Origin of the sequence: Rothia aerolata (assembly GCF_014635585.1) — a bacterium.
Lineage (GTDB): Bacteria > Actinomycetota > Actinomycetes > Actinomycetales > Micrococcaceae > Rothia > Rothia aerolata.
Map to the genome: position 1 here is coordinate 1,151,961 of NZ_BMDC01000001.1, position 24,467 is coordinate 1,176,427.

Annotated in this window: 20 protein-coding genes and 1 tRNA gene; 9 read left to right on the forward strand and 12 right to left on the reverse strand. The window is 59.3% G+C overall.

From position 1 onward, the window contains the following. Position 1: 1 nt before the first annotated feature. The 6 genes from IEV00_RS05170 to IEV00_RS05195 form a co-directional block, all read right to left on the reverse strand. Positions 2–1,414 carry an MFS transporter gene (locus tag IEV00_RS05170; RefSeq protein WP_188359207.1) on the reverse strand — a complete coding sequence of 471 codons (1,413 nt, stop codon included), beginning with the start codon at positions 1,412–1,414 and terminating at the stop codon, positions 2–4. A gap of 24 nt (positions 1,415–1,438) precedes the next feature. Beyond that, positions 1,439–2,440, reverse strand: a complete 1,002-nt coding sequence (locus IEV00_RS05175) for an amidohydrolase family protein (protein ID WP_188359208.1) — start codon at positions 2,438–2,440, stop codon at positions 1,439–1,441. A gap of 24 nt (positions 2,441–2,464) precedes the next feature. Beyond that, on the reverse strand, positions 2,465–2,986 hold the full coding sequence (locus IEV00_RS05180; protein ID WP_188359209.1) for a 3-hydroxyanthranilate 3,4-dioxygenase: 522 nt from the start codon (positions 2,984–2,986) through the stop codon (positions 2,465–2,467). Positions 2,987–3,129: 143 nt separating this feature from the next. Next, complete coding sequence (locus IEV00_RS05185) at positions 3,130–3,546, reverse strand: RidA family protein (protein ID WP_188359210.1); 417 nt, start codon at positions 3,544–3,546, stop codon at positions 3,130–3,132. 24 nt (positions 3,547–3,570) lie between these two features. After that, positions 3,571–4,353: a 2-keto-4-pentenoate hydratase gene (locus IEV00_RS05190; RefSeq protein WP_188359211.1), complete on the reverse strand. Its 783-nt coding sequence runs from the start codon at positions 4,351–4,353 to the stop codon at positions 3,571–3,573. Between the two features lie 26 nt (positions 4,354–4,379). After that, positions 4,380–5,834 (reverse strand): 2-hydroxymuconic semialdehyde dehydrogenase, encoded by a 1,455-nt coding sequence (locus tag IEV00_RS05195; RefSeq protein ID WP_188359212.1) that lies wholly within the window; start codon positions 5,832–5,834, stop codon positions 4,380–4,382. 174 nt (positions 5,835–6,008) lie between these two features. On the opposite strand from IEV00_RS05195, the gene IEV00_RS05200 reads away from it, so the two are divergent. After that, the gene (locus IEV00_RS05200) at positions 6,009–6,971 is read left to right on the forward strand and encodes a LysR substrate-binding domain-containing protein (protein ID WP_188359213.1); all 963 of its coding nucleotides are present in this window, start codon (positions 6,009–6,011) and stop codon (positions 6,969–6,971) included. Here IEV00_RS05200 and IEV00_RS05205 read toward each other — a convergent pair. Genes IEV00_RS05205 through IEV00_RS05215 form a run of 3 tightly spaced genes read right to left on the reverse strand, consistent with a single transcriptional unit; the run spans position 6,968 to position 8,638 of the window. Further along, positions 6,968–7,954 carry an NUDIX hydrolase gene (locus IEV00_RS05205; protein WP_229723070.1) on the reverse strand — a complete coding sequence of 329 codons (987 nt, stop codon included), beginning with the start codon at positions 7,952–7,954 and terminating at the stop codon, positions 6,968–6,970. The genes IEV00_RS05200 and IEV00_RS05205 overlap by 4 nt on opposite strands. Further along, the gene (locus tag IEV00_RS05210; protein ID WP_188359214.1) at positions 7,947–8,423 is read right to left on the reverse strand and encodes a RidA family protein; all 477 of its coding nucleotides are present in this window, start codon (positions 8,421–8,423) and stop codon (positions 7,947–7,949) included. Before IEV00_RS05210 ends, IEV00_RS05205 begins: the two co-directional genes overlap by 8 nt. Before the next feature lie 14 nt (positions 8,424–8,437). Beyond that, positions 8,438–8,638 (reverse strand): DUF4177 domain-containing protein, encoded by a 201-nt coding sequence (locus IEV00_RS05215; protein WP_188359215.1) that lies wholly within the window; start codon positions 8,636–8,638, stop codon positions 8,438–8,440. Positions 8,639–8,837: 199 nt separating this feature from the next. Between IEV00_RS05215 and IEV00_RS05220 the strand changes: the two genes are divergently transcribed. From IEV00_RS05220 to IEV00_RS05245, 6 genes are all read left to right on the forward strand, one after another. Next, entirely contained in the window at positions 8,838–10,961 is a 2,124-nt protein-coding gene (locus IEV00_RS05220; protein ID WP_188359216.1) for a transglycosylase domain-containing protein, read from the forward strand. 103 nt (positions 10,962–11,064) lie between these two features. Beyond that, a complete protein-coding gene (locus IEV00_RS05225; RefSeq protein WP_229723111.1) occupies positions 11,065–11,976 on the forward strand; it encodes a metallophosphoesterase in 912 nt (303 codons plus the stop codon). Between the two features lie 84 nt (positions 11,977–12,060). Further along, a complete protein-coding gene (locus IEV00_RS05230) occupies positions 12,061–13,956 on the forward strand; it encodes an ABC transporter ATP-binding protein (RefSeq protein ID WP_188359217.1) in 1,896 nt (631 codons plus the stop codon). Then, the gene (locus IEV00_RS05235) at positions 13,944–15,764 is read left to right on the forward strand and encodes an ABC transporter ATP-binding protein (RefSeq protein WP_188359218.1); all 1,821 of its coding nucleotides are present in this window, start codon (positions 13,944–13,946) and stop codon (positions 15,762–15,764) included. Before IEV00_RS05230 ends, IEV00_RS05235 begins: the two co-directional genes overlap by 13 nt. Before the next feature lie 104 nt (positions 15,765–15,868). Continuing rightward, positions 15,869–15,942: transfer RNA gene (locus IEV00_RS05240), tRNA-Pro, on the forward strand. Positions 15,943–16,127: 185 nt separating this feature from the next. Further along, on the forward strand, positions 16,128–17,315 hold the full coding sequence (locus tag IEV00_RS05245) for a class I SAM-dependent methyltransferase (RefSeq protein WP_229723071.1): 1,188 nt from the start codon (positions 16,128–16,130) through the stop codon (positions 17,313–17,315). Positions 17,316–17,513: 198 nt separating this feature from the next. Here IEV00_RS05245 and IEV00_RS05250 read toward each other — a convergent pair whose 3' ends face one another. Continuing rightward, positions 17,514–18,791, reverse strand: coding sequence for a cation:proton antiporter (locus IEV00_RS05250; protein ID WP_188359219.1), 1,278 nt, complete (start codon positions 18,789–18,791; stop codon positions 17,514–17,516). 109 nt (positions 18,792–18,900) lie between these two features. On the opposite strand from IEV00_RS05250, the gene IEV00_RS05255 reads away from it, so the two are divergent. Then, positions 18,901–19,917, forward strand: coding sequence for an acyltransferase family protein (locus tag IEV00_RS05255; RefSeq protein WP_188359220.1), 1,017 nt, complete (start codon positions 18,901–18,903; stop codon positions 19,915–19,917). Positions 19,918–19,919: 2 nt separating this feature from the next. Beyond that, complete coding sequence (locus IEV00_RS05260) at positions 19,920–22,109, forward strand: MMPL family transporter (RefSeq protein WP_188359221.1); 2,190 nt, start codon at positions 19,920–19,922, stop codon at positions 22,107–22,109. A gap of 89 nt (positions 22,110–22,198) precedes the next feature. Here IEV00_RS05260 and IEV00_RS05265 read toward each other — a convergent pair whose 3' ends face one another. Then, positions 22,199–22,840, reverse strand: coding sequence for a LutC/YkgG family protein (locus IEV00_RS05265; RefSeq protein WP_188359222.1), 642 nt, complete (start codon positions 22,838–22,840; stop codon positions 22,199–22,201). Position 22,841: 1 nt separating this feature from the next. Then, a complete protein-coding gene (locus IEV00_RS05270) occupies positions 22,842–24,467 on the reverse strand; it encodes a LutB/LldF family L-lactate oxidation iron-sulfur protein (protein ID WP_188359223.1) in 1,626 nt (541 codons plus the stop codon).

Here is a 24,467-nt window from a genome sequence, read left to right on the forward strand (position 1 = left end):
CCTAGTTCTGAACCGTGGTCCAGGTGGCCTGCTGCTCCCTCACGCCGCTAGCGCTCACCACCGGCAGCGCTTCGGTCTGGTGGGTGGGCTCAGAGAGCTGGCCGTTTCGCTTGCGCACGACTCCCAGCAGCCAGAAAGCAGCCGCCGAAATCAGCAGCGGAATGGCAAAGAGCTGGTAGACCTGGGTGGCCTCCATGCCGCCCGCAAGCAGGTAGCCCACCAGAATGGGAGCCGCAATCGAGGCCAAGCGACCCACGCCCATGAGCCAACCGAAGCCAGCGCCACGCACCTTGGTCGGGTAGATAGCGGGGCCAATCAGGTAAACGCCCGAAACACCGGCAACCACGGCCATGCCGGCGAAAACGCCAATCACCATAGCTAGGCCGATGGTGTCGATGGTCGCTCCGAAGAAGAAGTAGGTTGCAGCAGCCACCACCATGGTGATCGCTAGCAGACGGCGGGGTGCCACCTTGATGGCGATGATACCGAAGATTGCTGAACCCACAATTCCTCCGGCATTGTAGAGAACGCTGGCGGTCACACCCGTGTTGGGGTCAGAGGCGGTGGTGGCAATAATCTTGGTGGTCCAGGAGTTAGCGAAGTAGAAGGAGGCGGTCAGCAGCGAGTAGCCCACCCAGGCAAGCACGGTCTGCAACCACATGGTCTTAGAGAAGACCTCGCGGAAGAGCTCGCCCACCGTCACCTTCTCAGCCGCCCGCTGGGAGGGCAGGTCAGCTACGGTCACCGGTGCCTGGTTAATCTTGGGCAGAATCTTATTGAGCTTCTCCAGAGACTTCTGATCGCCCTTGTGAATTAGGTATTCGTAGGATTCGGGCATGAGCAGAGCCGCGCCAATCAGGCAGAGGGCGGTGAGGACGACGCCGAGCAGGAAGGTCTCGCGCCAGCCCCACTGGGCCAGCAGGGCGCCCGCGATAGCGCCACCCACCGAGGCACCCACGGGGTAGCCAGCAGCGTAGATGCCGGTAGCGAGGGCCGCGTATTTGCGGTTGGAGTACTCAGCCACAATCACCGTAATGTTAGCGACCATACCGCCAATACCGATACCGGCAATAATGCGGGAAATCAGAAGCACCTCAACGTTGGGGGCGAAGAGGCCCACCACCATACCCACGGTGGCCAAAACGAGCGCCGTCAAGGTGACGTTGCGGCGTCCTATAAAATCCGCCAGCGGGGTCAGCCCGAAAGCACCGATCGCCATACCGATGAGGGAGGCGGAGAGAAGGTAGCCCAAAAGGACGTCGCCGACCGCCCACTGCTCTGCAACCTGAGGGGCAGACAGCGGCATAATCACCACGTCATAGCCATCAACCAGGTTGAGAATAAAACAGATTGCGATGGCGCGAATCTGGAAACCCGTCATGCGGGAATCCTTAATCTTCTTTTTCAAATCCATCGAAGAAATCCTTTAATCTTGTCTCTACTTCATGCCTAGGAACCGTTGAGCATTTCCACCCAGAATTTTTGCTTCTTGCTCATCGGTGAGAAAGCTTGCTTCGCGCACCACGGTTCCCACCGGGGTCTCCCCCAGCGGGTAGGGGTAGTCGCTGCCAAGCATTACGTGGTCCTCCCCCAGCACATCCACTAGCAAACGCAAAGAGGCCTCTTGGAAAACCACGGTGTCTACGCTGAAACGGTCGAGGTAGTGGGAGGGGGAAAACTCCGATTTAGCGATTAAATCGGGCCGGCGGTGCCAGGCATTTTCAAAGCGGCCCAGCCAGTAGGGAAAGGAACCGCCCGAGTGGGCAAAGGCAAGTTTGAGGTTTTTGGGCAGCCGGTCAAAAGCGCCACCGAGAATCAGCGAGATAATGCTCAGGTGGGTTTCCTGGGGCATACCCGCTAGCCAGCGGGCCATCCAGCGGTTGAGGCGCGGCGATTCGGCCATATCCCAGGGGTGAACAAAAACGGGAACGTCAAGCTCGGCCGCATGGGCCAGAAAATCAACAATCCCCGCGTCATCCAAGTCGCGGTCGCCCACATGGTTACCGATCTCCACGCCCCGGTGCCCGTTGGCAACGCATCGGTCGAGCTCCTTGATAGCCTCTTCGGTATCCTGCAGAGGAACCTGGCAGAAAGGAATCAGGCGCCCCTCGCCCTGCTCCGCAATTTTCAGCGCTTCGTCGTTGAAAATACGGGCGATAGTGGCCGATGTTTTGCCCGATTCCTCATAGGTGAAGAAGAGGGGGGTGGGAGACATCACCTGAAAATCAACGCCGTCGGCGTCCATCTCCTTCAAGCGCACCTCGGCATTCCAAGAATTGTGCGTGATGGGGCGGAACTCTTTATCGCCCACCATCATCATCGCTTCTTTCTCAGAATCTACGCGCAACCAGGGCCAGTCGTGAGAGCGGTCTCCGGTTGCCTCCCCCAGGTCGGCCCAGCCTTTGGGCACGTAGTGGGCGTGGATATCGATAACTGACATGTTGGATCCTCGGGATTTTAGGAATTACTTAACTGCGGGGTGAACGGTGCCGCAGTTGGAGCAGGTGCGCTCTTCATCGGTGGTGTGGGCGAATTCCTCGTAGACCTTGGGCAGGTCTTTTTCGATGTCGTTAACCTGCACCTCAACCTCGTAGACCTTGTTGGCGCACTCGGCACAGAACCACTGGAAGTACTCGGTTTCACTAGGCTTGCGCACCTGCTCCACCACCAGGCCGATGGAGCCCGCTTCGGGGCGCTGGGGCGAGTGAGAGGTGTTGGGAGGAAGCATCCAGGTCTCGCCCTCCTTGATTTCCACCTTGCGGATCTTGCCGTCTTCGATGATGTTGACGTGCATGTTGCCCTTGAGCTGGTAGAACCACTCAGAATAGGGCTCATAGTGGTAGTCCAGGCGCTCGTTGGGGCCGCCAACAATCATGATGATGAAGTCTTCGTTGACGATCATCGCCTTGTTGTTTACCGGAGGCTTCAGTGACTCCTTGTTGTCTTCGATCCACTGCATAAAGTTGAATGCGCCGGGGATAGCCATGATATGGTTTCCTTTCTATGCAGGCAGCATCTATGCATGCCCTGTCTGTGTATTTTCTGCCCCGTGATGTGTTGCTTTGGTCGGTTGCACAGCACGGGGTTTCTTACTTGGGTCCTGCCTTCGGGCACGAAGGCCGGGAAATCTTATTTCTGCGGTGCGTAGGCTACCGACTGAATCTCAATGAGCAGGTGCGGGTGGGGCAGCTGGTGCACCGCAACGGTGGTGCGAGAGGGCCCGGTTTCATCGAAGAATTCTCCAAAAACCTCGTTGAAGCCGCCAAAGTCGTTCATGTTCACCAGGTAGCAGGTGGTCTGTACCAGGTCTTTGAGGCTGGCTCCCTCTTCTGCGAGAATCTTCTCGATGTTCTCCAGTACAGCTCGGGTCTGGGCTTTAATGTCGAGGTTGGTTACGCCCATTTCGTCGGCTTCTGCGCCCACGAAGGTGTTGTCTGGACGCCGCGAGGAGGTTCCCGAGATGTAGAGAAAGTCTCCTGCCCGCTTGACGTGGGGGAACTTTCCGCGGGGCTTGGCGAGGTGGCCAATCACCTTTCCGTCTGCCATAAGTTCTTCCTTTCTGCTGAGGGGTTAGCCTGCGACCTTCAGGGTGAGGGGTTCAAAGGTCTCAACGCGGGCTTCAATTACCTGGCCGGCTTCCAGCCACTGCGCCGCCGTCATTGAGCCGCCGAGAATGGTTGCCCCGGCGGGCAGGTGGAATCCGTATTTCTGAATCATCTTCGCCAGTTCGAGGAAAGCCTCGTTGGGATCGCCCAGAATCGCGTTGGTGTCTGCGCTGTCTACGACCTCGCCGTTGATGAGGAACTCCACCTTGAGCCCCGCCAACTCGCGGGGGAAGTCCTGATACTGCCCCACCACGAACCTGGCTGCCGAGGTGTTGTCGGAGACCACGTCTGCCAGATTGAACTTGAAGTCCTTGTAACGGGAATCAATGACTTCCATACCCACGGCGACTTTCCGAACGGCGCTGCGGATTCTCTCCGCCAGTTCTTCAACGCTCTCGTCGGCCACCGGCTCAACAGCTGACCCCAGCTCAAAAACCAGCTCCGGTTCAATGCGGGGGTGGATTAGATCTTTCAGAGAGAGTTCTTCGGAGGGGTCGTGATCCATGGCATCTGTCAGAAAGCCAACGATGATGTTGTGAACTCCCATCTGCTCCATCTTGGCCTTGGAGGTAAAGCCAAGCTTGGGCCCGATGTAGGTTTCACCCTGGGCAAGTCGCCGGTCAAGAATGAGGCGCTGAACCTCGTAGGCCGAGTCGATTGAAATTTCTTCTTCAAGCTGGCTGGTCTCGGTAGCGTTTGCCTGAGCGGTATGCAGCTTCTCTGCGATGTCTTGGAGAGAGAGGGTCATGAAAAATCCTTTCCGAAAGAGAACTTCTAGGCGAGTTTGATCGCTACGTTGACCGGTTCGGTGTAGAAATCGAAGGAGTGTACCCCGCCCTCGCGGCCAATTCCAGAGAGGCCGGAGCCGCCGAAGGGGGCCCGCAAGTCGCGCAGGTACCAGGTGTTGACCCAGCTCAGGCCAACGTTCATCTTGGGTGCTACACGGTGGGCACGTTCCAGGTTGGTGGTCCAGATAGCAGAGGCCAGACCGTATTCGGTGTCGTTGGCCATGCGAACCGCCTCTTCCTCGGTGTCGAAGGGAATCAGGCCGGCAACGGGGCCAAAGACCTCCTCCCGCATCACCTGGTCGGTGTGCTCTAGGCCGGTCCAGAGGGTGGGGGTGTACCAGGAACCGCCCGCCAGCTCCTCGGGCATATCGGGGATTTCGCCGCCGATGATGGTCTCAGCGCCGTGCTCTTTCGCCAGCCTGGCGTAGCCGTGTACCTTTTCGCGGTGCTTGGCTGAAATCAGCGGGCCGAACTGGGTGCCTTCCTCGTAGGGGGTGCCGATCTTGAGCTTCTGGGCAGATTCCTTGAGTCCCGCCACAACCTCGTCAAAGACGGGGCGCTGAATATAGACGCGCTCGGTGCAGAGGCAGACCTGGCCGGAGTTGGTAAAGAGGGAGTGGGTGAGCCCGGCTACGGTTTCTTCAATGTTGGCGTCCTCAAAAACAAGTGCGGCGTTCTTGCCACCCAGCTCAAAGGAAACGGGCAGCACCCGGTCTGAGACAGCCTTTTGAATGGCAGAGCCGGTCTTGGACTCGCCAGTGAAGGTTACGCCGTCCACATCGGGGTGGGTGGTAATCAGCGCGCCGGTGTCGCCGTAGCCGTGCACCACGTTGTAGACGCCGTCGGGAAGTCCCGCCTCGGCCATAATCTCACCCAGCAGGGCTGCGGAGGCGGGGGTTTCTTCGGAGGGCTTGACGACGACGGTGTTGCCGGTCGCCAGCGCCGGTGCGACCTTCCAGGTCAGCAGTAGCAGGGGCAGGTTCCAGGGAACGATCACGCCCACCACGCCCAGGGGCTTGCGCACCGCGTACATGAGAGCGTTGCTGCCGTTGGCGGGTTCGGTGATGAAGGCGTCCAGCCCCGCGGACGCCGCGGTGTCGGTAAAGGAACGGAAGTTGGCGGAGGCGCGGTAGACGTCCAGGGTCTTCGCCAGCTCTACCGGCTTACCGGTATCGCGGATTTCAGCCGCTAGTAAGTCGTCAAAGCGCTCTTCAATTCGGTCTGCAATGCGGCGCAGAATTGCTACGCGCTCGGGAGTGCTCATGGAGCCCCAGGGACCGTTCAGAGCATCTCGTGCTGCCTTGACCGCCCGATCGACTACGCCCTTGTCTGCGGTGTGCACCTGGGCAGCCAGTGAACCGTCAACGGGGTTGATATCGTCGAAGGTTCCTACGCCATCAACGTACTCGCCGTTGATAAAGTTGCGAATCTGATCCACCATGATGCTTCTCCTCGGAGCTATAAAATCTCTGGCGTGTTTCGGGGCGGGAGTTTGTGCCCATCTACCCGGAACAGCTTTTCTGTGAACTGAATTACATACTGTCAGGATTACCCTATTCGGTCTACTAACATATTTAGATAGCCCTATTCATTTTCCTTATACCCTGGGGGAAGCATGGCCCAAGAAGTAGAAAACAGAGATTTCTTCCACGGGCGACTCAAACTGCGCCATCTGGTGGTTATTATTTCCGTCTTTGAAGCCGGATCCACCGTCAAAGCGGCAGAGCAGCTGTTGATTAGCCAGCCCGCCATTACCCGCCTGCTACGCGAGGCCGAGTCTATGCTGGGAGTGCCCCTGTTTGAGCGCACCCCCACCGGCATGGAACCCACCTTCTATACCGAAATTTTCCTGCGCGAAGCCCGGGCTGCCCTGGCCCACATTCGCCAGGGAGTGCGCAATATCAGGGAATTTGACGAGGGCTCCACCGGCGAAGTTTTTGTGGGCGCCTATCTCTCGGGGGCAGGCAGGGCGCTCTCCGAAGCCATTGTTGCCATGAAAAAGACCGCACCCCTCATCGGCATCCATATTGTTGAGCGCACCCCCGATAAGCTCTTGGAAATGCTGGCCGACGGGGAGCTGGATTTCATCGTGACCCGCCACCAGCCCAGCGACAGCCCTTTTCTACCCAACGGTGAACAGATTACTTTTGAGCCGATCTACTCCACGCCGGCGGCCATTCTGGCCCACCACAAGCACCCGATTCGGGCCGAGAAGGCAGGCTCTGCTGTCAGGCTCAAAGACCTAAAAGACTACCCCTGGATTCTGCCGGCGCGGGAAACCACCCTGCACAAAGAGGTGGGCAACGCTTTCGTCAGGGCCGGGCTCTCTATGCCCGAGAACTACATCATTTGTTCAAACCTGGGGATTATGCAGGGTCTGCTACAGCACTCAGACTATCTGGCGGTGGTGCCGAGCACCCTCTTTAGCATGATTCCCCACGCAGACCACCTGCCGGTGGAAGATTTTGAAATCATGGGTGAGTCGGGGATTCTTCAGGCGGCAGACCACGAGCTGAGCCCCGCCGCCCAAAGGTTCCGCCAGCACCTGGTGGAAACGGCTAAATCCTACCGGAGCTAGAGGGAGCACTTCTCCCAGGTACCGGCTTTTTTGGGGGTGGTGTAGCGCAGCAGGTACTCGCCGTCCTGCTCAATAATCTCGGCCTTCTTCACCTGCACAGTGCGCTTCTGCGCCAGGAAGGCTACCGAGGTGGACGCCGCCGCTAGGGTTTCGAGCACGCAGAGGGTTCCGGGGGTCACCAGCCGCTCAAAGGGCTTGCCCACGGTCTCTTCAGCACCAATGGCATCACCGATTCTGGTGGAGGTGGGGTCTGCTATCAGCTCTCGTACATTGACCCATTCGCCCCAGATGCCCTTAGACTTAAGAAGCGCCGCCGACTGGCCCACCGGGGCTGCGCAGGCAAAGTAGTGAATATCGTAGCGCTTGTGCCGGTAGTCCGGCGACTGCCAACGGCTGAGAGGCTTGAGCAAATCGGTACGCAGCTTCAGGCCGCGCATAGAAAGGTAGTCAGAAAAACGTTTATCGCCACTGGCCACCGCCTCGCGGGCTGCCATCTGGTCAAAGCCGTCGGCAGAACCCTCAACGGTGCTCAGCTCATCAGAGCCAGCCAGCAGCATGCCCGTCTCTTCAAAAGACTCGCGGATAGCACCCACCACCGCGGCGTGGGCCGCCACCACGTCGTCCTCTTTAAAAGCCTGCGCCCAGGTCTGCGGGCTAGGGCCAATCCAGGGCAGAGGGTCGCAGTCATCGGCAACGCTCACCCCGCCGGGAAAAGCCACCGAGCCCATCGGTGAAAGACCGGGGCGGTAGGTGAGGATAGTTTCAAGGCCGTCCTGACCATCGCGCACAAAGACCACCGTTGACGCCGTGCGTAGCTGGCAGGGCGCTTCGTCCCCAGACTCCAGCCAGGCCCGGGCAGCGGGCACCAGCTCTGCGGGAATCTTAAAGAGGCGCTCACGCGAGGTACTCCGAGGCGCAGCAGAGGCTTCAGAGCGGGGGCGCACCGCTTTCAGTGCGCCCGTATAGAGAGCTTGATTAGGCATATTCAAGAATCAGTTCAACCTCAACGGGCGAATCCAGGGGAAGAACCGGCACGCCCACAGCAGAGCGCGCGTGGATACCTGCTTCACCAAAAATTTCACCCAGCAGTTCAGAGGCACCGTTGATGACGGCGGGCTGGGCAAAGAAAGAAGTCTCCGAAGACACAAAGCCCACCACCTTCACCACCTTCACCACGCGGTCAAGATCGCCCAGCACCTGCTTTGCCGCAGCCAGAGCGTTTAGTAGTGAAATAGCCGCATACTTCTTGGCATCCTCGGGACTCACAGTACCCTCGGCGCTGCTCTCCGACACCTTACCGGTAGCCGGTAGCGCGCCGTCCACAAAAGGAAGCTGACCCGAGGTAAAGACGTAATTACCGGTGGTTACCGCAGGAACGTAAGCGGCAACAGGCGCGGGAGCCTCGGGCAACCGATAGCCCAGTTCAATAATGCGCTCTTCGATGCGTGACACAGTCTTCTAGCCTCTTAGTTAGTCTTCTTACGCTTAAAGTAAGCGATGGGGTTACCCGCGGTGGGGGCCACCATGTTGCCCTGAGGCGCAGCGGTTGCCGGTGCTGACGACGGCAGAACCGTTACCAGCTCCCAGCCATCTTCACCCCAGTTATCGAGGATCTGCTTGGTTGCGTGAATCATCAGGGGCACTGTTGCGTATTCCCATTTCTCCATAGCTCCAAGCCTAACCCTGTGAGAACCCAAAGAAAAGTTGAACACTGAGTATTCTCTGAGCGATTCCCTACAGGCAGAAGAAAATGAGGTCAAGGTTCCCCTCATCTGAGGGAGACATCACCAAGTTTTTAGGTTAATTTGAGGTGGCGCCGGGGGCCAAGGCTACCGGGTTCTCAGGTTGTACTTGTAAACTGAAGCAATGGCTTCATCGAAGAATGTTCGGAAAAAACGCACCCCGGGCGATTTTATTCAGTTCCTTGCGCTGAGTATTATCGCTGGTTTTGTGACCGCGGGTATTCTGATTCCGCCCACCGTTGGTTTGGGCGTTGTTGCAACCTCATCGATTGACTGGTTCAAGGGTCTGCCCGATGATATGCAAGACGGCCCCCTCTCCCAGCCCTCAACCATCTACGCTTCTGACGGTAAGACCGAGCTTGCCTCCTTCTACTCTCAGAACCGCAAAGAGGTTGAGCTCGACGATATTTCGCCCTATATGCAGGATGCGATTATCTCTGTGGAAGACCGCGAGTTCTACAACCACGGTGCCGTTTCCCCTCTGGGCATGGGCCGTGCGCTGGTCAACAACATTCTGCGCCCCAATAACCGCCAGGGTGCCTCGACCCTGACCCAGCAGTACGTGAACAACCTGCTCATTGACCAGGCCGACGTTGCCGGCGAAGAGCAGAGCACCCTGGGTGCCAACAAGGGCTACCTCGATAAAATCAAGGAAATCAAGCTCGCCATTTCGATGGAGCAGAATAAGTCTAAAGACGAAATCCTGCAGGGCTACCTGAACATTGTGAACCTGGGTGGTTCCAACTACGGTGTTGAAGCCGCCGCCCAGTACTACTGGGGCGTATCTGCCAAGGATCTCAGCGTTGATCAGGCAGCTATTCTGGCGGGTATGGTGCAGTCACCGAACACCTACCGCCCCGACGTGAACCCGGAGCTCACCAAGGATCGCCGCGATACCGTGCTTGGCACCATGTACCGCGACGGCAAGATTACTGAGGACGAATACAACGATGCCCTCAACGCTCCGGTGACCGTAGATATTCACCCCACCCAGAACGGTTGCACCACTGCCGGGGGTTCTGCCTACTTCTGCGACTACGTCACCGCTAAGGTCTACCAGGATCCCGCCTTCGGCGATACTCCCGAGGACCGCCAGACCAACCTATACCGCGGTGGCTACAACATTATTTCCACCATGAACGTCTCGGCTCAGAAGTCAGCTAAAGACGCCGTAGAGAAGACTCAGCCCAGCAATGACAACCCCGATAACGTGAACACCGCCCTGGTTTCCGTTGCCCCCGGCACCGGCAAGGTTGTGGCTATGGCTCAGAACTCTAACTTTGGGGAATCTGAGGATAATTCCTCCTCTATGTTCAACTACAACGTAGACATTGCCGACGGCGGTACCGCCGGCTTCCAGCCGGGTTCAACCTTCAAGCCGGTGGTTCTTGCCGAGTGGATTAAGGAGGGTAAGAGCGTCAACCAGACCATTGACGGTACTAAGCTCAGCTACCCGCCGAACTTCCCCTGGAAGGCAAGCTGCCTGGACGGCGGCTTCTACCGCTCTGCCGGTGACGACGGCAACGGCTGGAGCTTCCAGAACGCAGTTGAGGGTTACCAGAAGTGGGATACCGTTGCCTACGGTATTAAGAACTCCATCAACTCCTTCCTCTACTCCATGGCATCTCCGGTGGATCTCTGCGGTGTGAACTCTATGGCTGAAGACCTGCACCTGATGAAGGCCGACGGTTCGGGAGATCCCGCCTACGACATCACCTCGCTGGCTTCTCTGATTGGTACCGAAGGTGTCTCACCGTTGACCATGGCTTCGACCTACGCAACCTTCGCAGCTGAGGGTACCTACTGCACCCCGCAGCCCATCAACGAGGTCAAGGATCGCAACGGCGAGACCATCAAGACCTTCCAGGCTGACTGCGAGCAGGCCATTGATAAGGATGTTGCTAACGGCGTGAACTACGTGCTGGAGCAGGTGCTGGTTTCCGGCTCCGGCTACGAGCGCGGTATTGACCTACCCGGTGCTTCGGCGGCGAAGACCGGTACCACCGATAATTCAACCCAGACCTGGACTGTCGGTTACACCCGCGGTCTCTCCACCGCTTCGTGGGTGGGCAACCTGGCTCTGGGTTCCCGTTCGCTGAACGACCTCTCCATTGGTGGTCAGCGTAAGGAATACGTGGACGGCGCCACCTACGCCGGTGCTCAGTGGCAGCAGTTCATGGAGGCAGAGGCAGATAAGTACAACACCGATAGGTTTGCCCGGCCCTCCGGCAAGGTTCTCGGGGAATAATTGAGTATTTCAGGGTCTACGATGGTGATCGAGTTTTCGATTCAGCTGGCGTAGACCCTGAACGTTTAAAGGGGAGATTTTGGTTTCTTTTCCAACCGGCCCGGTGATTAAGGGTCTAGCTACCACCACCGGTGCTTCGGTACTAGCCGGTGCAGCCACCGTAGCCTATGCCCACTTTATTGAGCTGAACAACTTTAAGGTTCGCTCCGAGACCCTTCCGGTGCTTCCCCAGGGGGCTGAGGATTTCAGGATTCTGCATATCTCAGACATGCACATGATTCCGGGGCAGCAGAAGAAGACCGAGTTCATGCACTCGCTGGCCGAGCTGAACCCGGATCTGGTGATTAACACCGGCGATAACCTCTCGCACATGTCTGCCCTGCCCTCCCTGCTTGAGGCCCTGAATCCCCTGCTGGATTTCCCCGGGGTCTACGTTCCCGGCTCCAACTGCTACTACGCCCCGGTCTTGAAAAACCCGGCGCGCTATCTGTGGAAGGAGTCCACCGCAGATGAGGGAATCAGCCCCGACCGGCAGGAACTACCCACCCAGCAGATGCACGATGCCTTTGACGCCCGGGGCTGGGTTGGCCTGATTAACCGAGCAGATACCCTCACGCTCAAGGGGCTGCGCCTGGAGTTCTCCGGCGTGGATGATCCCCACCTGGGCTTTGACGAGCACCCCGGCTTCGCCCCGCGCGCCTTCGACGCCGAACCGGCGCCGTCCGTGCGTTTGGGCGTGTGCCACGCCCCCTACCTGCGCACGCTCAACCGCTTTGTGGACGACGGCGCTCAGGCGATTTTCGCCGGCCACACCCACGGTGGGCAGGTCTGCCTGCCCGGGGGGAAGGCCCTGACCTCGAACTGTGATCTTGAGACTGACCGTGCTAAGGGAGTTTCTCTCCAGGGCGAGGTACCGGTGCAGGTCTCAGCCGGACTGGGCACCTCCCGTTTTGCCCCGGTGCGCCTCTTCTGCCCGCCCGAGGCAATTCTGGTAACACTGACCGCCCGCGCATAAGACTCACCCGGTACACTCTCCCCCGATTCGGCTGACCGAGAGCGCCCTACGCATGCCCAACTTTTGCGGTGTATTTTAGAAGCTATGAGTCTGATCGAATCGAAGAGGGAGCCTGTTCCTGCCCCATTGCAGGTGGGTTCCCAGGAGCCACCAGCTCTGGGTCTGTGGGAATACATGCGGCCAATCCGTGCCCGCTGGTTTCTGGGATGCGCGGTTGCCGTTACCGCCACGGTGATCGGTATTTCGATTCCACAGGTGCTGGCCTGGATTGTTGACCACCTGGTGGGCTCTGAGACCCCCACCCCTGGCAGGGTCTGGGCGGGCGGCGCGCTCATTACCGTTTTGGGTCTTGCCCAGGCAGTCCTCTTCTTCGTGCGCCGAATGCTGGTGGTCGATACCGCCGCCACGGTGGAAATGACCATGCGCATGAGACTCTATGACAAGCTCTCCCGCATGCCGGTCTCTTTCCACGACCGCTGGCCCTCAGGGCAGCTGCTCACCCGTTCCACCTCGGATATGAGCATGATTCGGCGCTGGATTTCCTTTGGCTCCATCCAGTCCGTGACCTCTGCTCTGGCGATTCTGGTAGGCCTCTTTTATCTTTTTAGGGGCTCCTGGTTGCTGGGGCTCATCTATACCTGCTCGCTTCCGCCCACCCTGCTGGTGCTCTGGTTCTTTATCAAGCGCATGAAGAAGCTGACCCGGCGCTCCCAGCAGCAGTCGGGCGATTTGGCAACCTCGGTCGAAGAGTCGGTGCAGGGTATCCGCGTGCTCAAGGCGCTGGGCCAGGGCGAGAACGCTCTCGACCGGTTTACAGATGAATCCGCCGAGCTCATGCACACCGAGATTGACCGCTCGAAGACCCTGGGCTCCACCTTTGTTAAAACCTCTCTGCTGACCGGCGCTACCATGGCGATTTCCCTGCTGGTGGGTATCAACGAGGTTGCCAACGGGCAGATGACGGTCGGTGCCCTCACCGCCTTCTTCGCGACCACCGCCATGCTGACTCCCCACGTGGAACGCTCGGGCATGATGATTAGCATGTACTTAGATTCCAAGGTGGCGATGGACCGTCACCGCGAAATCATGAGCGAGCCCTCCGGCGAGCGGGTGCTGCTGGTGCCCGGCGTGACCACCCCTGTACCCGGCTCCGAGGCAGGGCAGCCGGGCAGCGACGTCCTCCCCTCTTCACAGCCGTATCAGCAGGCGGCAGAAATCCGGTTTGAGCACGCCGACTTTTCGTACGAGGGATCCCCCACCCCGGTGTTCACAGACCTTTCGCTGACCGTTGCGCCCGGCGAAATTCTTGCCCTGGTAGGCCCTACCGGCTGCGGAAAATCCACCCTGCTGCAGCTGATTCCGCGACTCTACTCGCTTACCGGTGGTGACCTGCTGGTGGACGGTCACTCTGTGGCCGATCTACCCCTACCCGATCTGCGAAGCCAGATTGCGGTGGCTTTTGAGGAGCCGATTCTCTTTTCTTCCTCGGTGCGGGACAACGTGCTGGTGGGCGTTGACCGCGCCTCCAAAACTGAGCAGGAACTAGACCAGATCGTTGAGGATGCCCTGCGCATCTCAGCCAGCGACTTTGTGAGCGACCTGCCCGATGGCGTGCACACCCTCATTGGCGAGGAAGGCATGAGCCTTTCCGGCGGTCAGCGCCAGCGTCTTTCCCTGGCACGGGCCATTGCCACCCGGCCCCGTATTCTGCTTCTTGATGACCCGCTCTCAGCCCTGGACGTTAAAACCGAAGAGGCCGTGGTGGGAATGCTCTCCGAGCACCTGAACCAGACCACCGTGGTGATTACCGCCCACCGCCCCTCGACCGTGGCCCTGGCCGACCGAGTGGCGCTGATGCAGGACGGCGCGATTGCGGCAACCGGGCGACACAGCGAGCTGATGAGCAACCCCGACTATGCCCGGCTGATGAGCCTGGATGCTGACATCGTTGAGGAGGGTGATGCCCCATGGCACGCGTAGCTCCGGTTTTACAGGAAGACCGCGTTGAACTCAGCGCCGAAGAGCAGAAACAAGCGCAGGCAAGATCTCTGAAACTGCTGCGATCTGTGCTTCGGCCGCTGAAGAAACAGCTGATTCTCACCCTGGTGCTGGTGGTGGTGTCGGTGGGGCTGACCACCGCCCTACCCCTGCTACTCTCCTACGGTATCGATAACACGATTACTCCCCTGATGGAGGGGCATTCGGGCCCGGTAACCCTGGTGGTTGCCCTCTATTTTGCGGCGGCGGTACTGGCGGGACTGACCCTCTACGCCAACGTTGTGCTCACCACCAAAGTCTCCCAGCGGGCCCTCTTTGACCTGCGCAAACGCATGTTCGGCCATGCCCAGCGGCTCTCGGTACAGTTCCACGAAACCTATACCTCCGGCCGTGTGGTCTCCCGCCTGACCTCCGATTTGGAGACCCTCAAGTCCTTCCTCGACTCGGGGCTCTCGCAGCTGGCCTCTACCCTGCTCAGCATGGTCTTTACCGTAGCCGCCCTGGTTCTGCTGGACTGGCGGGCAGGGGTGGGGCTACTGGTGGCGGCGGTGCCCATCTATTTTCTCACCCGCTGGTTCCGTAAGCATTCTGCTCTTGCCTACCGCGCCCAGCGCGTGGTCAATGCCCAGCTCATTGGTCGCTTCGTAGAAACCTTCACCGGCATTAGAGCAGTTAAGGCCTTCCGCTACGAGCCCCAGGCCCGTAGCGCCTACGGCAACATTGCCGAAGATTTCCGGGTCAAGGTCATGGATTCCATCAAGGTCAACGGCATCTTTATGCCCTCACTGACCGCCATTGGCAATGTCTTTTTGGGTACGGTTATGATTATCGGCGGCTACGCGGTGCTGGGTGGCTCCATGCAGGTGGGCACCCTGTTGGCCCTGGCTATCTACGCCAACCGGGTCTTTGAACCGGTCATGGCGCTCTCTGACTTCTACAACCTCTTCCAGTCGGCAGTCTCGGCGCTGGAAAAGGTCTCGAGTTTCCTCGAAGAGGAGCCTTCGGTAGCCGAACCCGAGCACCCCGTCACCCGCGAGGGCAAGCCCAGCGGCGACGTCCTCTTTGACAACGTCTCCTTCAGCTACCTGCCGGGTCGCCCCGCTCTGCATCCGCTTGACCTACACGTACCCGCCGGGCAGCAGGTGGCGCTGGTGGGTAAGACCGGCGCGGGCAAGTCTACGGTGGCCAAGCTGATTGCCCGCTTCTACGACGTGAGCTCGGGCAGGCTGCTGCTCGATGGCGTGGACATTCGCGACCTCTCCGATGAACAGCTGCGCCGCGAGGTTGTGATGATTACCCAGGAGGCTTTCCTCTTCTCGGGCTCGGTTGCCGATAACATCCGCCTGGCGCGACCGTCTGCCAGCGATGAGGAGGTTATCGCCGCCGCCCGGTCGGTGGGCGCCCACGACTTCATCATGAACCTGCCCTCCGGCTACGAGACCAACCTCGCCAAGCGCGGAGGCCGAGTTTCGGCGGGCCAGCGACAGCTCATCTCCTTTGCCCGCGCCTTTTTGGTCAACCCCTCGGTGCTGATTCTGGACGAAGCCACCGCCTCCCTCGACATTCCCACCGAGCGTCTGGTGCAGCGGGGACTGGCTCGGCTGTTGCAGGGCCGCACCTCCTTCGTGATTGCCCACCGGCTCTCCACGGTGCTGGATTCCGACCGGGTGCTGGTGGTCTCTGAGGGCAGGATGATTGAGGACGGCGCCCCCTCGGCGCTGATCACCGCGGGCGGGGTCTTCGCCGAGATGGTGGACTCCTGGAACGAGACAATGGCGGTGGAGGAATAACCTCCTGTTGCCTGGCAGGTCACACGGCTACCTATTTGGTTTCGTGGCGGGGTCTCAGTTATCATGGAACAGTTGCCTGCAGGATTATCTGACAGGTTAACTATCGGGATGTGGCGCAGCTTGGTAGCGCGCGTCGTTCGGGACGACGAGGCCGCAGGTTCAAATCCTGTCATCCCGACAGGTCAAGCCCCGGTTCCCTCTCACGAGGGGCCGGGGCTTTTTCTTTATCTGGCGCCACCGCCGAAAGGCCATTTTTATACCGAAAATCTGAGAAAAACGGTCAATAATTGGCCTCTCGAGCAAGCGCAGCGGAAACAGAAAGCGCTTAGGCGAGGCAACCTGGCGCTATGAGAGAATGGGCAGGTGCCTAGCTCTACTCTTGCAACCCAGCTGACAGACCTTGCCAACCAGCGTGCCGATGCCCTCGATCGGCTCATCTACTCCGACTATCGTCAGTACGCTGAACCCATCGGGCCCCTGGTTATCCTCGAAGATCAGACTTTTGCGCTGACCCTCTGGGCACTGGCAGACCTCCTGAACACAGCCCCCGCTGAATCCGAGGCTGAGAAACCGAGCGGCGGCGTCCTTGTACGTATGCGATCCTTCGCCGCGGCCCACGAACTCCGTGCGCTCGTCGAAAAAGAAGCAGCCGAAGCACTCCCCTATCTGCGTATCGCGGGGCTCAGCCAGGCAGGTCATACCAACTATTCCACCCTCGCCCTGGCGGACTTCCTCGAGGCCAACAACTATCAAGGGAACACGGCAATCGGTCGCCTATCCAAGTCCCACGGCGCTCTGGCCGACTGGGCTACAGATTTTTCATCGGTTGCTGGGGAGAATGCCATGCTTGTGCTGGGCGGAAACACCAAGCACATGAGCCACACCTTCAATGAGACGCTTGGCAAGAGCTTCAAGAGCGTGCGGGGATTGCGAGGTAAGGGCAAGCGCCGGTGCCTGCTGGCGGGTGAACCTCGTCCAGGTCAGACCTCACCGGTTCAGGCCTCGCCGCCTCAGAAGGGCGAACTTGTTGCGCACGGCGGGGTTTTCTCGGGTGCTCGGGCCGACCGCGGTGGCAGGCTACTGGCGCAGTGCGCCCTCGAATACCTGCGCGAACACCGCTCTGCCCTAACCGTGCTGGATTTCGGCTGCGGCAACGGCTCGGTCAGCCTCGACCTGCTCACCGGCGGCGCGACCGGCGCTATCAGCCGCGTGATTGCCACCGATATTGACGCCGACGCCGTGCGCTCGGCTCGGGCAAACCTGGCGGCTTTTCCACAGGTTGAGGTGACCTGGGACGACGCCGCCGCAGGGCTAGAAGCCGGCTCGGTAGACCTGGTGCTACTGAACCCGCCCTTTCACGAGGGAACCCGGGTGGATTTAACCCTGGTGCAACCCCTGCTGGACGCCGCGCTCAGGGTACTCAAACCAGGCGGCACTCTGCTGCTGGTACACAATTCCCACGCGCGCTACCGGGGCGAGGTTGAGGCCCGCTTCAAGAAAGTAGAGCAAGTCGCGCGAGACAAAACCTTCACGGTGCTGCGGGCCGAGTGAGAAAAACCTACCTGGCGGTAGGGGTAAAGGCTCTGCGACTGATTCCCTCCTCGCGCGGGGCGCTCGTCAGTCCATACGTCGCTGCCGCCTTCACCCCCTACCGCCGCCGAGAGTTTATTCCTGCTGCCCTATGACGGGAAGGGTACTCGTTGCTATCTTTGATGCCTTGCTGCGCTCAGATTTTTTCGCCTGGATTTTTTAGGCGGTGGTGGGCTCGCCTCGGCCAGCTTCGGAGTCTGAGGCAAAGAGGGCGTCTACCGTTTTAGCCCAGATGGGGAAGAATAGCACGGTCAGGGCTCCCGCCATCACCAGCAGCGAGGCAGCGGTGGCGGAGATGAGCTCGTAGGAGAGCGCTACCTCTGTCACCGCGACGATAATCGGCAGGCCTGCGGCGGAGTAGAGGCCCAGCTGCACTTTTTCGTTGGTGGTTTTCAGGCCTGAGTCGGTGCTAGTAAAGCGTTCCAGCAAGAAAACGGGTAGGCCCCGAATCACGAGAATTCCCGCCACGATAGCCAGCAGAACCAGGGGCTGTTCTAAAGCCACCTTCACGTTGATTCCCATGCCAGATGCCACAAAGAAGAGCGGAATCAGAAAACTGAAACCGAGCGCTTCTAGGCGTTTGGTAAAGGGTTCCACCGCGCCGTTGGGGGTGAGCGAGCGCAGAATGAAGCCGGCGGCAAAGGCGCCGAGAACCACGTCGAGTTCAAAGACTGCCGCGGCCATCATGAGGGTGGTGAGCAGCAGCATGGCAAGGCGCAGCATGGTCTGGCTGGTGGTGTTGGCTTCTGCGGCCATGACCCGGCGCAGGCCGGGAATGTTCTCGAAGAGGCGGTGGGGAACAACCGCTGCGACCACGGCGATAATCATGAAGGAAAGAAGAATGAGAACCGAGGTGAGGGTGGAGTGGGCTGAGAGCAGCAGAGACATGGCAAAGATGGGAAAGAGCTCACCGATGGCACCGTGCACCATCACCGCGTCCCCCAGTTTGGTGCCTGTTTTCCCGTGGGTTTTAATAAGCGGCAGCAGGGTGCCCAGAGCCGTGGAGCTCATGGCCAGTGCCAGGGTCACCAGCACGTCAAAGCCGCGGTTGAAGCCCACAATCAGACCGGCAACCAGCAGCCCCAGCGCAAAGGAAAAAATCCAGGAGACCATAGCCGACCTACCCTGTTTAGACTTCAGGGTGGAGGGGTTAATCTCGTAACCCGCCAAAAGGAACAGAAGCCCTAAGCCCAGTTCTTTGAGCAGGTGTACGCCGTTGGCATCACTAGCTAGGCCCACCATGTTGGGCCCAATGATTATGCCGAAGATCAGCAGAAAGACCACATCGGGAATCTTCTTGCGAAAGAGCGCAGACGCCAGGGGCGCCAGCAGGGCAACCAGGGCAATCCAGAAAACGGAGATATATTCACCGACTTCTTCGCTGGTGTTGTTAAAGATCAGCGCTATCTGTTCGCCAAGCTGCTGGGCGGTTTCCATCTATCCCTCCGACCGATTTTGTGGTGGTAATAATTGTGGCGTAGCTAAGCCTACTTTACTTATACGGGTAGGCTGGTAGGCAACAGTTTTCTCAGGTAGTGGGGGTTTAATGACGACGACGCCCGTGTCGGCTTCAACGCGCATGGTCGGTATAGATCTGGCGCGGTGCGTGGCGCTGGTTTCCATGTTTGTTGCCCATGTGGCGCCCTCTGCTGGCCCCGGCGGCGTCCTTAACCTCTCAGAGTTTTTAACCGCCGCGCTCTTTGCCATGCTGGTGGGTATCTCCGCTGAGCTTTCCAAAGAGCGCATGAATTTTCCCACGCTCTTTGCTTCCTCGGTGGTGCGCGGTATCGGTCTGATCGCCCTGGGTCTTTATATAGCCAGCTGGGGTGCCCAGGTTGATATTGTGCTCCAGTACCTTGGTCTGCTGAGCATTATTGTTGCCCTGCTCGTCTTTCTGCCGACCTGGCTCAATGCGGTGATTGCCCTGGCCAGCTGGTGGTTCACACCCTGGGCTATGGCCTATTTCGAGCCGGTTCACCAGCGCCTGGTTAGCGAGGGATCGCTACTGCACTACCTCACTCTCTGGATGTTTGAGGGCCCCAACTACCGTACCTTCACCATGGTTGCTTGGGCGGCAGCGGGCATTGTGCTCATTCGCCTGGTCAGAAACCGGGCTGCCGCTCTGCAAATCTTTGCAGCTCCCCTGCTCACCGCTGCTGCCGGTGCCACCTGGTACTACGCCCACACCATCATGGAGTTCCTGCCCTATACCGGCAACCGCTGGGAGGTCGGTTTCGACCTGCTCCTTGCTGCCTCCGCCGTTTGCTGGTGCCTAGTCATAGCCCGGGTTTTCTCCCGCAGGGAATCCTTCCTCGAGATTTTCACGGTGGCTGGCCGCATGACGCTGAGCCTCTACGTTCTACAGATTGCTCTCCTGGCGCTCTACGCCGACCTTGCGCCGTCCTACGGCTTTTCCAGCCGCGACGACTCCTGGCCCATGCTGGTCTTCCTCACGGTTATTTCCCTGCTCTTCGCCTGGATCTGGCACAGGGCTTTTGCTCGCACCTTTATCCGCCGTGGCCCCCTTGAAACCATTTTCGCCCTACTCACTGGAAGAGGATAGATATGCCCCCGACCCCCAAGACCTCCACGAGCCGAGCAGATTTGCCCTGGTCAGCCAAGATTAAGGAAGGTCAACCCAAGCCCGGCCTCCGGGTGCTCATCGCGGCCCTTCTAGTGGCAGTTTGGGTTGCCGTTGCCGGTATCGGCGGCCCCTACTTCGGCAAGATTTCCGAGGTCTCCACCAACTCCTCCACCGACTTTCTGCCCGAGTCATCCGAGGCCACCAGGGTGGCCCAGATGCAGGGCGACTTTTACGATTCTGACGCCGCCCCCGCAATCCTCATCTTCGAATCAGAGAGTGAAATCAGCGCCAGAGATAAGGACTATCTAAGCTCCCTCGCCGATGAGCTGAAGACAGAGGGTATTGACTTTGACCAGGCTTCGCCGGTGATTTACTCCGACGACGGCCGGGCCGCCCAGCTGATACTTCCGCTCGCCAACCCCGAAACCAGCTCCGACGACGTCGAGACCATCCGCGAACGTCTGGCCAGCGCGCCGTCCTCGCTTGAATCCTACGTAACCGGCCCGGCGGGCTTTGCCTCCGATCTCTCGGCGGCCTTCGCCGGTATTGACGGAATCCTGCTGCTGGTGGCATTGGCAGTGGTCTTTGTGATTCTGCTGGTTGTCTACCGCTCGCCCCTGCTACCTATTCTGGTGCTCATCTCATCGGTGATGGCGCTGTCTGCCTCTATCTTCGTTATCTGGCACATGGCAGATTTGGGCTGGGTCAAAATCAACGGGCAGGTGCAGGGCATTTTGCTGATTCTGGTGGTCGGTGCCGCTACCGACTACGCCCTGCTCTACGTGGCCCGCTACCGCGAGGCGCTGATTCGCCACCAGAGTCGCTTTGCCGCAACACGGGAGGCCTGGCGGGGCTCCCTCGAACCTATCGCTGCCTCCGGCGGCACCGTGATTGCAGGTCTGCTCTGCCTGCTCTTCTCTCAGCTGGCCTCCAACACCGCTCTGGGGCCGGTCGCCGCCACCGGCATTGTCTTCTCCATGCTGGCATCGCTGACCTTCCTGCCCGCGGTGCTGGCCCTCTTCGGTCGTGTAGCTTTCTGGCCTTCCCGCCCCAAGCATGATCCCGCCGCCCTGGAGACCGGCGCAGAATACAACTCAAAACTCTGGACGCGCATTGCCGATTTTGTGGCGGCGAAGCCCCGCGCTATCTGGATTACCTGCTCACTCCTGCTAGCTGTCTTCGCTCTGGTGTCCTTGAGCTTCCGCGCCGAGGGCGTACGCCAGTCCGAGTTGGTGCTGGGCGGCTCTGAATCGGCCACCGGCCAGGAGGTTCTTGCTGAGCACTTCCCCGGTGGCTCCGGCACGCCCGCCAATATTGTGGTGGATGCTTCCGAGCAGGACGACGCCGTGGCGGCTCTCGACTCCGACTCCGGCGTTTCCTCGGTGTCGGTGGTTTCTTCTGATTCGCCCTCGGGCACCCTGCCGGTAGGTTCTTCGGCAGAGAATCTTCCGCCGGTTTTTGCGAGCGCCTCCCCCACCGAGGTCAACGGCCAGGTTCTGCTTCAGGCTACCCTCGCCGACCCGGCCGATTCACCGACGGCAGAAGATACGGTGGAACGTCTCCGCTCCGCTTTTGAAAGTGCAGCTCCCTCTGCCCTGGTCGGTGGTGAAACTGCCTCAGATCTCGATACCATCACCTCGGCCCAGCGCGACCGCGCCGTCATTATCCCCATCGTGCTGGCGGTTATCACCCTGATTTTGATGTTGTTGCTCCGCTCGGTCGTAGCGCCGGTTCTGCTGCTGGTGATTACCGTGATTTCCTACCTGGCGTCACTGGGTGTGGCAGCCCTGCTCTTCAACCACGTCTTTGATTTCCCCGGCGCTGACCCCACCGTACCCCTCTACGGTTTTGTTTTCCTGGTGGCGCTGGGAATTGACTACACCATCTTCCTGATGACCCGTGTTCGAGAAGAATCTCTGGGGCTCGGTACCCGGGAGGGCATGAGAAAGGGCCTGATTGTTACCGGCGGGGTGATTACCTCAGCGGGAATTGTGCTGGCGGCAACCTTTGCAGCCCTGGCGGTGATTCCGCTGATCTTCCTGGTGCAGCTCGCCTTTATCGTTGCCTTCGGCGTGCTGCTAGATGCCACCCTGGTGCGGGCCTTCCTGGTACCGGCCCTGGTGGAAGATCTTGGCAAGAAGGTTTGGTGGCCCTCGAAGCTCAGTAGGTAGAATCCCTTCCCCTTTAGTACACAGTGAGAGCGCCAGTACACATCTAGATGTGTACTGGCGCTCTCACTGTGTACCGAAGCTCCTTGAGCCTAGGCCACGATAATTACGTCCAGGGTACGCGGGCCGTGCACACCCTCCACACGAATCAGCTCAATGTCCGAGGTTGCCGAGGGGCCAGAAATCATGGTCACCGGGCGCTCGTAGGAAATCCGGGCAATTGACTCGGGAATCAGCTCCACGATGGTGGATTCCTTCACCACGCAGATGTGGCGGTCGGGCACCAAGGTGATCGCGCGGCGTCCTTCATCGGGGTTGGAGTTGAGGAAGATCGTACCGGTTTCTGCGCAGGAGACGGTGGAGTTGGTAATCACCGCGTCCACCTTATCGAGCTCACGCAGAGACAGGGCACCCGACTTCTGATCGTTGCCGGAGTCGGTCACCCGGGTGCGGGTGGCGGTGTCTTCGGGCAGCCAGGCCTGGTTGAGGCCCTCCGGAATCACGTAGTGGGCATTAGCGCCGAGCAACTCCTCGATTTTCTCGGGCAGGCTATCCTCGGTAGCGTAAAAGACGTTTGCCTTGTAGTCGATCAGACGGTCTACCAGCATCTCCTTGGTTGCCTCAGCAGAAAGCTGGCTCTGACGTCGGTAAGCACGTACCGGTTCTGCCGGCTGGGGGTTATCGGCCAGCGAGGCACGGATGCGCGCCAGAATATCTTCTTTTGCGGTGGTCATTTTATTCTCCCTGTGCTTCTCGTGCCGACTGTGCCGCATTTGCCTTGGCATGGGCTTCTTCGCGCTTGCCCTTGTTAGCCTCAATCAGTGCCGCAATCTCCACGCGTTCACCGCTTGAGCGCTTCTTATCGCTCTTGTGCTCGGTGGTCTTCCACCAGTTACGGAAAGACTGGCTCGGGGGCTCGGGAATATCGCGGTACTTGGTCCAGCCGCCAATCAGACCGGGCAGCCAGGAAATCTTGTGCTGCTTGCCGGTGACCAGGTGGGAGGCGGGCAGAGCCTGCTCCGCCAGCTCCATCATCTTGCCGGAGCGGAAGAGCTGCTTGGCACCAAACATAATGGCGTCCATCTGCGGGTGGGGGTGCTTCTTGCCGCCCTTGAACTTACCCTGGGCCTTCTCAAAATCAACTGCCTTACCGCGCAGGTCTACCAGCACATCGGGAATGTTGATCTTGACCGGGCAGACCTCGTAGCAGGCACCGCACAGGGACGACGCGAAGGGCAGGGTCGAGTTGAACTCGTTTTCGATACCACCCAGCTGGGGCGAGAGAATCGCGCCAATGGGGCCGGGGTAGGTGGAGCCGTAGGCGTGGCCACCCGCGCGCTCGTAGACGGGGCAGACGTTCATGCAGGCAGAGCAACGAATACAGTGCAGGGCCTGGCGGCCTACCTCATCTGAAAGCACGGCGGTGCGGCCGTTATCAATGAGAATTACGTGCATATTCTGCGGGCCGTCACCGGGGGTAACGCCGGTCCACATGGAGGTGTAGGGGTTCATGCGCTCACCGGTGGACGAACGCGGAAGCAGCTGCAGGAAGACCTCCAGATCGTCGAAGGAGGGAAGCAGCTTTTCAATACCCATGAAAGAAATCAGGGTGTTGGGCAGGGTCAGGCACATGCGGCCGTTACCCTCGGATTCAACGATAGAGAGGGTTCCGGTTTCTGCGATACCAAAGTTCACACCGGAGACAGCCACAGAGTTGTTGAAGAACTTATCGCGCAGGCGGATACGCGAGGCCTCGGCCAGCTCTGCCGGGTTGTCGGAGAGGTCAACCTTGACTCCCTCAATCTTCTGCTTGAAGATGTCACGAATCTGAGTGCGGTTAAAGTGAATCGCGGGCACCAGAATGTGAGAGGGGCGGTCGTCTGCTAGCTGCACAATCTCTTCTGCCAGGTCGGTTTCGATGGCAGAGACACCGTGTTCTTCGAGGTACTCGTTAAGGCCGGATTCAGCGGTGGCCATTGACTTAATCTTGATGATCTCGTTAACGCCCTCGGCCTTGATAATATCCAGAGCAATCTGGTTAGCCTCGGTGGCGTTGCGGGCCCAGTGTACGTGGCCGCCGGCAGCGGTAAAGTTCTTCTCGAACATTTCCAAATACTCGGGCAGGTTAGCCATAACCCGCTGCTTAATCATGGAGCCCGCGGTGCGCAGATCCTGCCAGTCGGGTAGCTCGCCCACCACGTTGGCGCGCTTGGTACGAATTTTACCGGTGGCAAAGCCCAGGTTGGCGCGCAGCTGCTCGTTGGTCAGCTCTCGCTTGGCGTACTTGGGGAAGGGCTCTTTTTCAAAGATGTTGCCTTCACCGTGGAAAACCTGGGGCATACCCAGTGATACTGCGGTCAT